Annotated in this window: 7 protein-coding genes and 2 pseudogenes; 8 read left to right on the forward strand and 1 reads right to left on the reverse strand. The window is 47.7% G+C overall.

Going from position 1 to position 9,569, the window contains the following annotated elements; all coding sequences use genetic code 11:
* Nucleotides 1-154: 154 nt before the first annotated feature.
* Complete coding sequence (locus B5F27_RS14910) at nucleotides 155-1,564, forward strand: relaxase/mobilization nuclease domain-containing protein (protein ID WP_087368880.1); 1,410 nt, start codon at nucleotides 155-157, stop codon at nucleotides 1,562-1,564.
* A gap of 214 nt (nucleotides 1,565-1,778) precedes the next feature.
* Nucleotides 1,779-1,884, forward strand: a pseudogene (locus tag B5F27_RS17340) (TnpV protein); the annotation flags it as partial.
* 37 nt (nucleotides 1,885-1,921) lie between these two features.
* On the opposite strand, the gene B5F27_RS14920 reads toward B5F27_RS17340, so the two are convergent.
* Nucleotides 1,922-2,896, reverse strand: a complete 975-nt coding sequence (locus B5F27_RS14920) for an AraC family transcriptional regulator (protein WP_087368881.1) — start codon at nucleotides 2,894-2,896, stop codon at nucleotides 1,922-1,924.
* 188 nt (nucleotides 2,897-3,084) lie between these two features.
* Between B5F27_RS14920 and B5F27_RS14925 the strand changes: the two genes are divergently transcribed.
* From B5F27_RS14925 to B5F27_RS14950, 6 genes and pseudogenes are all read left to right on the forward strand, one after another.
* Entirely contained in the window at nucleotides 3,085-3,699 is a 615-nt protein-coding gene (locus B5F27_RS14925; RefSeq protein WP_087368882.1) for an MptD family putative ECF transporter S component, read from the forward strand.
* Nucleotides 3,696-4,415: an energy-coupling factor transporter transmembrane component T gene (locus tag B5F27_RS14930; protein ID WP_087368883.1), complete on the forward strand. Its 720-nt coding sequence runs from the start codon at nucleotides 3,696-3,698 to the stop codon at nucleotides 4,413-4,415. Before B5F27_RS14925 ends, B5F27_RS14930 begins: the two co-directional genes overlap by 4 nt.
* The gene (locus B5F27_RS14935; protein WP_087368884.1) at nucleotides 4,416-5,873 is read left to right on the forward strand and encodes an ABC transporter ATP-binding protein; all 1,458 of its coding nucleotides are present in this window, start codon (nucleotides 4,416-4,418) and stop codon (nucleotides 5,871-5,873) included.
* 31 nt (nucleotides 5,874-5,904) lie between these two features.
* On the forward strand, nucleotides 5,905-7,671 hold the full coding sequence (locus B5F27_RS14940; protein ID WP_087368885.1) for an ABC transporter ATP-binding protein: 1,767 nt from the start codon (nucleotides 5,905-5,907) through the stop codon (nucleotides 7,669-7,671).
* The gene (locus B5F27_RS14945; protein WP_087368886.1) at nucleotides 7,664-9,370 is read left to right on the forward strand and encodes an ABC transporter ATP-binding protein; all 1,707 of its coding nucleotides are present in this window, start codon (nucleotides 7,664-7,666) and stop codon (nucleotides 9,368-9,370) included. The genes B5F27_RS14940 and B5F27_RS14945 overlap by 8 nt, the downstream gene beginning before the upstream one ends.
* 12 nt (nucleotides 9,371-9,382) lie before the next feature.
* A pseudogene (locus B5F27_RS14950) lies at nucleotides 9,383-9,569 on the forward strand (metal-dependent transcriptional regulator); the annotation flags it as partial.

Raw genomic sequence — 9,569 nt, forward strand, 5'->3', positions numbered from 1 at the left:
AGACTGGCCTGGCTCCGCTCTCGCTTCGCCAGGCCAGTCTTTGATTCGCTTGTTCTACCCCTTGCAGGCCTCTTTTTTGTACTGTCCGCACAATATGGGGCGGTTCAGCCTGCAAGAGCGGGCCGCCTTTTCTTTTTGAAGGGAGGAAAACCACATGGCCACAACGTGCATCATGCCATTGCACACAGGCAAGGGCCGGACGGTGAAGCGAGCGATCCGGGACATCATCGGGTATGTGAAGAACCCCGACAAGACCGACAAGGGCCGGCTGGTGACCAGCTACCAGTGCAACGGCGAACTTGCTGACGCCGAGTTTCTTCTGGCCAAGCGGCAATATACCGCCGCGACCGGACGTGTGCGGGGAAAGGATGACATCATCGCCTACCATCTGCGGCAGTCCTTTGTGCCAGGAGAAATCACGCCAGAGGAGGCCAACCGGCTGGGATACGAGCTGGCCCGCCGTTTCACCAAGGAGGGCCACGCCTTTATTGTCTGCACCCACATTGATAGAGCTCACGTTCACAATCACATCATTTGGAACGCCGTGAACCTGGACTGTGACCGCAAATTTCGCAACTTTTTGGGCAGCACCCGGGCAGTCCGGCGGCTCAGCGACACCATCTGCATTGAGAACGGCTACTCCATCGTGGAGAATCCCAAGCCGCACGGCAAGAGTTATAACAAGTGGCTGGGCGACCGGGCCAAGCCGTCCCACCGGGAGACGCTGCGGGTCCTGATTGACCGGGCGCTGGAACAGAAACCTGCGGAGCTGGGCGCTTTGTTCACAGAGCTGGAAAAGACCGGCTGCACCGTAGAGCGGCGGGGCAAAAACATAACGCTCTGCGCGCCCGGCTGGAAAAAGCCAGCCCGTCTCAGCAACTTGGGCAAAGGATATACGAAGGAAGACCTGTCTGCCGTACTGGCGGGAGAGAAAGAGCACACGCCGCGGAAGGTGCCGGTTCGGATACCTGAAACACCCAAGCCGAGCCTGCTGGTGGACATTCAGGCCAAGCTGCAGGCAGGCAAAGGGGCGGGCTATGCCCGCTGGGCCAAGGTGTTCAACCTGAAGCAGATGGCGCAGACCATGACCTACCTGTCTGAGCATGACCTGCTGGAATATGCCGCGCTGGAAGAAAAAGCCGCCGCAGCTTCGGCGCGCTATGACGATCTGGCAGGCCAGCTCAAGACCGCCGAAAGCCGCATGGCGGAAATCAGCAAGCTGAGGACACATATCATCAACTATGCCAAAACCCGTGATACCTATGTGGCCTACCGCAAGGCCGGGTACTCGAAAAAGTTCCGGGAAGAACACCGAGAGGAGATCACCCTGCACCAGGCGGCCAAGGACGCCTTCAATGAGCTGAACCTCAAGAAGCTGCCCAGGGTCAAGGACCTGAACACGGAGTACGGCGAATTGCTGAACAAAAAGAAAAAGCTCTACCCAGAGTACCGCCGCGCCCGCGATGAGATGCGGGAGCTTCTGACGGTGAAGTCGAACGTGGACCAGGTGCTGCGCACGGACGTTCCGGCAAACGAGCATGAAAAAGACCACAGCCAGCGTTAAGCCGGTTGTGGTCAACCTTTTATAAAGCGTTCGCAGAACGCGCAGCCGCAGAAGGAACTTCTGCGTTCAAAGGGGCTTGGGGGCTTCCCCAACAAGCATCATCTGGCAAAGTGGATAGCCAGATGACTTGCTTGCCGGTTTCACGTACCCCGTATTTTGGCCCTTTTGGGCGGTATTTCTTCCAATGAGAAAAGAGAATTGTATGATAGAGGTGGCGGGTGTGACCGAGGAACTGAAAGCCTGTGGACCCTATGCACTGGGTAGGGCTGATGAATACACCGAAAGCACAAGTGGAGGAAATTATACAATCCGAGTTGTAAGGTGATCGCCAGAGAATAATAATCCTTGGCTCTCGCTTTACTTTCGCTGTGCTGTTTTTCTGTACTCTAATGGCAGCAATCCAGTGCTTTTGCGGAATAATTCAGCGAATCGACTTGCACTTGAATATCCAACACTTTGCGCCACCTGTTTGATTGTCAGGTCGGTTTTGGCTAATAGTGTCTCTGCCTGGCTCATACGCCGTTGCTGAATATATTCTGTAATCGTGCAACCATGATATTCTTTGAAAGCAACCTGAAGTTTTCTGGCACTCATGCAGGAAATACGCACGATCTGCTCTAATGGAATATCTTGTATGCAATGATCGTTGAGATACATTGTCAAGTTTTCTAACTGCTGGACATCCTGAACGGACAACTTTTTTCGAACATCTTTTTTCTGTTGTAACAACCGACTCCGCTCCACAATCAGTGAGATTGCTTCGGCTACTTTTCCTTCATAAAACAAGGCCGCAGAAATGCCGCTGCCCCTATACACCTCTACCTGCTTTAGCAGACGAGACATTTCAGGAAAATCCATTGTCTGTCCAATGGCCTCAAATGCTTTGAGGGGATTTGCATATTCATCAGGATATTGTTCTTTTAAGTAATCCTCATAATAAGCAGGCATGATTTCAATTCCAACAGTACGGATTGGAATTTTTTTATGAATGAGCACTTTATATGTGGAGTAGCCGCCAATGAAACTTTTCACACTTCCAACTTCTAAGCGATGATAAGGAGATAGTTCCTCGCCGGAAATAGAATCAAATTGCATAATACTTAAACATTCCGGCCAGTTAAAATCCAGAATTGTATCCTCGTTGAGATAAAAGTCGTGGATTTTAATGTCAAAAAGATTTTGCTTGCTATAAATCCAGAATGTGCCTGTTCCAATTTTGTCATTTAGCTGCCATGTGGTTCCAACTTTGCAATAATCCAGATTACTCGGAGCGGGTACAAATCCCCGTTCTGCAAATTGTGTTACATAGAAATCATCAATCATATTTTCCATAACGCTTTTCGCTCCTTTGCCACGATTGCGCAAACTTATATCCTGATAACGCAAACATCCTTCCAATCTATTGTAAGAAGGATGCAAATAGAGTATCTTTGATTTGTGGTTAGCGGCATCTAATCAAAATATAACACAAGAAATAGGGAGCGTCAAGATAGCGCTTCTCTGAAAAGGAGGATTTTGATATGTCTGCGCAATCGTCGTATCTGAACAAGAAAGGTCTTACTGTCAAAGACCTTGTAACCATTGGTATTTTCACCGCACTGTTTTTTGTATTCGAGCTTATCGGCTCCCTTCCTTTTGCTCCAAACCCAGCACTCACTTTTTATCAGCCGTTTGGGATTGCCCTGCTCTGCGGGCCTGTATATCTTCTGATGATAGCAAAAGTACCTAAGCGCGGCGGCATCGTCATTTTGGGCATTATTAACGGCATCGTCTGGTATGTACTCGGAATGCACTGGGCAATGGATCTTGGATATGTCGTTATGGGTATTGTAGCTGAGATCGTTGCGGGTGTGAAAGCCTATCGAAATATCAAGTGGAATATTGCTTCTTATTCTCTGTTCTGCCTTGGGCCTGCTGGCGTGTTTTTGGCTTATTTCGCTGATCCCGCAGCATGGGCAGAAACAATGTTGAACAAAGGAACTGCACAGGAATACATTGATATGATGACTGATTCGGCACCTACAGGAATGTTGCCGGTCATTCTGCTGGGAACTATCGTTCTGGCGATTATCAGCGGCCTTGTAGGAAAGAAATTGCTCAAAAAGCAGTTTGAAAAAGCGGGGATTACTGCATGAGTAACGGAGAAAAACGCGGGGGTCTTTGGATAGACCCCCGTACAAAAATACTACTGTTGCTCCTATGTGTCCTGTCGGCAACAATGGCTCCATCCCTTTTTTATGAAATGCTTGTCGTTGCGCTGGTGGCCTGCTTTGGTATTGCCTGTGGGAAAATACGCTACTCCATTATCGGCGTTATTGTCTATGGTGGGTTCTATCTGTTGACGCAGGCGGTGTTGCAGATGCCATCCGGTAATGTGCAGGTAATGTTGATTGCGTTCCTGGGCCTGGTTCATAAGGTTTATCCTTGTGGCATTTTGTCCGGTATTATCATTTCAACAACAAAAGTGGGAGAATTTCTCTCTGCCATGAACAGAAGCCATATTTCACAGAAGATCGTAATCCCTGTTGCGGTCATGCTGCGCTATGTACCTACAATTCGAGAGGACTGGCATTTTATCAAGGATGCTATGCGGATGCGGGATGTATCGCCTAATCTCAAAAACTTTATATTGCATCCGGCTATGACAATCGAGTGCATCTATGTTCCTCTGATGATGGCTGCATCCAAAACCGCGGACGAACTAACAGTTGCGTCTGTGACAAGGGGAATTGAAAATCCTACGCAGCGGACTTCGTATGTAAAGATTGGCTTTGGCATAGTTGACCTCATTGTGGTGCTTGTTTTCCTTGCCATGTTCCTTGTGGGGCAATTCTATGAGGAGGTGTTCTGAATGATTGAACTGAAAAACATAACCTTCTCATACGAGGGACGGGATCAAGGCGGGCTGCATGATATTAACCTGACTGTCAAAGATGGGGAATGCATCCTGCTGTGCGGGCGAAGCGGTTGTGGGAAAACAACGATTACCCGCCTTGTAAACGGACTCATTCCCCGGTTTTATGCCGGAGAGTTGACTGGACAGGTAGTGATTGATGGCAAAGATATTGCCGAGCTGACCATGTATGAAATTGCAGAAAAAGTAGGAAGTGTATTCCAAAATCCACGCACGCAATTTTTCAATACGGATAGTGACAGCGAAATTGCATTTGGCCTTGAAAATCAAGGAATGCCAACGGAGAAATTGCGCCAACGAGTGGGAACCACAGCAGCGGATTTAGAAATCCAGTCACTGCGTAACCGTTCCCTGCACGCATTATCTGGCGGCGAAAAGCAGAAAGTTGCGTTTGCCTCCGTCTATGCCATGAACCCAGACATTTACTTGTTGGACGAGCCATCTTCCAATCTGGATATGGATGCCATACAGGATTTAAGAAAGCACCTGAAGCTGGTTAAGCAGCAGGGAAAGACAGTTTTAATTGCGGAACATCGACTTTATTATTTGATGGATGTTGCGGATCGCATTGTCTACATGGAGCAGGGACAAATCGCCGGGATTTATACACCAGAACAATTTAGGGCGATTGAAAGAGACGAGCGGGAGCGCATGGGCCTCCGGGCCGTGGATCTCCGTGAAGTACATCCACAATTCACAAGTCCAGGCGCGACAGATAACAAAGTCCTGAAATTGCAGGATGTAGATTTGTATTATAAGAAACAGGCTATTGTGGAACATATCAATCTTTCAGCAGGAATCGGAGAAGTCATTGGTGTTGTCGGTCATAACGGAGCGGGAAAGACAACTCTTTCTCGTACTCTGTGCGGACTGCATAAAGAAGCCAGTGGACAATTCCTCTGGAATAAAAAGCCTCAAGACAGAAAAGAAAGGCTGCGTCGTTCGTACATGGTTATGCAGGATGTCAACTTTGAACTATTTGCCGATAGCGTAGAGGCGGAATGCTCCTTTGGTATCCGCAATCCAGATAAAGCGCTGATAGAAACAACAATGGATAGCCTTGGCTTATTACCCTATCGCCATCACCATCCAAACACACTCAGCGGAGGCCAAAAGCAACGGGTAGCGGTTGCTGTCAGCATGATTTGTGGGAAGGAACTTTTGGTATTCGACGAACCTACAAGCGGTTTGGACTTCGATAGTATGGAGCAAGTTGCATTGCTGATCCAGAGACTTTCTGCCATGGGAAAAGTAATTTTTGTCGTAACCCACGACTATGAATTTGTCTGCCGTACCTGTTCCCGCGTTCTCCATATTGACCACGGAGAACAGTGCGACGATATTCCGTTGGTTCCAGATAATGAAGAAAAACTAAAAAAGCTATTTTCCATATAGCTATTGAACGGAAATGAAGGGAGTGAGTTTTATGCAAAAGGAGAAAAAGAGCAACAATATCAAACTCTTACTCCGATGGGCAGGAAAAGAAAAATATTGGATGTATTTGGCTGTCATCCTGTCTTTTTTCAGCGGCATTTGTACCATGATACCCTATTACGGGATTTACAATCTAATGAGTGCTGTTTATACAGGAACCTGTACCGCAGAATTTGTTGTTCGGGATGCCGGAATTATCGCTGGCGGTATTGTTATCCGGTTTTTATTGTTCGGTGCATCCGGTGTGGCATCTCACAAAGGGGCCTATCGTGCATTGTTGAAGGTGCGCTGCATGGTGATTGACCATATGGCAAAAGTGCCTCTTGGTGCGCTTAATGAGCGCAGTACCGGCGAGATCAAGACAGTTCTTAATGAGGACATTGAAAAACTGGAACTGTTTCTGGCCCATAATGTGCCTGAACTAATTTGTTATCTTGTTGGCCCGGTAGTGGTATTTGTTTATCTTCTGACCGTCAATGTACCTTTGGCATTGGTGTCGCTGGTGCCTTTGGTATTAGCGGTATTCGTCATGTTTGGAATGTTTATGGGGGCATCCAGCATGATGGGGCGCGCCAATCAATCTGTTGCAAATCTGAACTCCGTAATGGTGGAGTATATCAGTGGGATGAAGCTGATAAAAGCCTATAACATGGGCAGTAAATCATTTCAGAAATTTTCTGCTGCCGTAAAAGAGGAAAATGATGTCTGGAATGAAATGTCCAAGCGGATGGGGCCATTTTATGCCACCTTTATCGTTGTGATTGAGTGCGGAATGCTGCTGCTGGTGCCGCTGGGCGGTATGTTTTTCCTGAATGGTTCCATTACGGCCAGCGTATTTCTTCTGTTTGCTTTTGTCGGCTCCATGTACCTAACAGAGATCCGTCCTTTGCAGGAAATATCCAGCAATATGGCACAGGTACTTAAGGCGGTCACAAAAACCGAGGAAATTCTGGAACTGCCGATATATGAGGGCGGTGGAGATTTTCCCCAGGCACACGATATTGAACTGCGTAATGTGCGGTTCTCCTACGATGGCAAGGTAAATGTTCTGGAACATTGTAGTCTAAAAGTTAAAGATGGGGAGCGCATGGCGCTGGTAGGCCGCTCTGGTGCAGGAAAAAGCACAGTGATTGAATTGATTTCCCGTTTTTACGATGTGCAGGAAGGTGATGTGCTGATTGGCGGTAAGAATGTCAAGGAAATCAACTACGAAACACTTTTGCAGAATATAGCGATCGTGTTCCAAAAGACCTTTCTCACCCGCGACAGTGTTCTGGAAAATATCCGCATGGGCAGCAATGCCACTCTGGAAGAAGTACGGGCTGCCGCAAAGGAGGCGCAGATTGATGATTTTATCATGTCCCTGCCAGAAGGATATGACACGAAGGTAGGCAGCTTCGGTTCCCGCTTCTCCGGCGGCGAAAAGCAGCGGATTGCCATAGCGCGTGCTATTCTGAAAAATGCGCCGATCCTGATTTTGGATGAAGCCACGAGTGCTGCCGATCCAGAAAATCAAGTAGAGATTGACAAGGCCATTGAAAACCTGTGCAAAGGCAAGACCGTAATCGTTGTTGCTCACCGGCTGGGCGCTTTGAAAATGTGCGATCAGGTGGCTGTTGTCGAAAATCACACAATCACGAGTGTTGGAACACATGATGAAGTCCGGCGTGATAATGCTTATTACAATCAGGCATGGACAGATTATGAAACGGCCCGCAATATTACTTATCAGTTGGAGGGAGGTGCAGATCATGCGTGAAAATCCATTAAAGAAAAATAGCCGGTTTTATCTTGGCATGGTGCTGAATGTTGTGGAAGGTATGCTGTCCGGTTTTAACTTTCTGCTCCTTTATGAAGCGATGAAGATGTTGTGGGATGGAACAATCAATGCGCCTTCTCTCCTCCGGCTTTCTCTGTTTTTGGGTGCTATTTTTATCCTGCGTATTGTGATTTACAGCATTGGATATACACAAAGTCAGATCGGTGGTGCAGCAGTCAGCAATCGGACTCGGCTGTTCCTGGGAGATAAAATAAAGCGCATACCTCTGTCCAGATTTACGCAAGGTCAGACTGGACAATACATCAACATCGTTACCAGCGATGTCAATAATTATGAAAAAATCCTTACTCATACGGTTGGGGATATTGTAAAACACATTACATTCTGCTCAATGATGGTTATTTTTGTAGGCTGCATTTGGCTGCCGGGAGGTATTATCCTTGCCTGCGTTGAATTGGTTTTAATTCCATTTCTCTGGCTCTCTTTTCGCGTTGTACGCAAGTATGGTACAGAAAAAAACGCAGTCAGTGCCGAAACAGTTACCAGCATTGTAGAATATGCCACTGGCATACAGACTTTTCGGGCGTATGGTATCGGCGGAACGAAAAATAAAACCGTAACTTCTGCACTAAAGCATTTCAGTGATGTGAGCTACAACTATGAGAAACATGGTATTCCAACAAACGCTATCCAATGTATTTTTCTTTGGATCGGACTGCCTGTGATGATATGGGCGGCATCTATCCCTATGCTATCCGGGGAACTGGACCCGATTTCTTATCTATTGATTTGTATGCTGCCCATGTTGCTTGCAAAACTTTCGGACTCCATCTCCCGTGGGTTGATGAGCTACAAAAATTTGAAAATTTCTAAAGATAAAGTTGTGGACATCATCGAAGAACCTGAAGAAACCGGCAGTATGGAGCCGCTTCAGACATCTACACATGAAATCACCTTTGACAATGTGGACTTTTCGTATGTACCCGGAGAGCCAGTGTTGAAGCACGCCACCTTTACGGTGCCAGACCAGAAGCTCACAGCCATTGTCGGGGACTCCGGTTCCGGCAAATCCACCATTCTGAACCTGATTGCAAAATACTACGAGGCAAATGGAGGAACCATTTCAATCGGCGGCAAACCAATTAACCATGTGGCCGCAGAGCGTGTACTGGAACAAATCTCTATGGTAGACCAGGATGTATTTCTCTTTGACGATACAATTCGTGAGAACATCCGGCACGCTCGTCCCAATGCCACGGACGAGGAAATCGAAGCTGCCTGCCGGGAGGCTAATTGTGACAGCTTCATCCGCAAGATGGAGAAGGGCTATGATACGCCGACCGGCGAGAATGGAAATCTGTTGTCTGGTGGGGAGCGCCAGCGCATTTCGATTGCCCGCGCCATTTTGAAAAACAGCCCGATCCTGCTTTTGGATGAGGCAACAGCGTCCCTTGACATCGAAAACGAGCTGGCTGTGAAACAGGCGATTGCTAATCTGCTCAAAGAGAAAAAGACTGTGGTGATGATCGCTCATACGCTTTCCATTGTCAAAAACGCTGACCAAATTCTTGTTGTCGGCAACGGAAGGATTGTTGAAGCCGGAACTCACGATGAACTGCTGGCGAAAAGCGGAAAGTATGCAGCTATGTGGAATGCAGAGCAGAAACTATCTGCTTGATAGGAGGAACAAATGGAACTGCACGCATCCGGTGAGGACTACCTGGAAGCCATCCTTGTTATCCAAAAGCAGAAGGGAATGGTCCGCTCCATAGATGTGGTGCGGCACCTGAACCTCTCAAAGCCCAGTGTAAGCCATGCGGTTTCCCTTCTGCAAACTGGCGGCTTCCTCACGGTGGACGAAGATCACTTCCTTCACC

The organism is Faecalibacterium sp. An192 (genome assembly GCF_002160175.1).
Classification (GTDB): domain Bacteria; phylum Bacillota; class Clostridia; order Oscillospirales; family Ruminococcaceae; genus Faecalibacterium.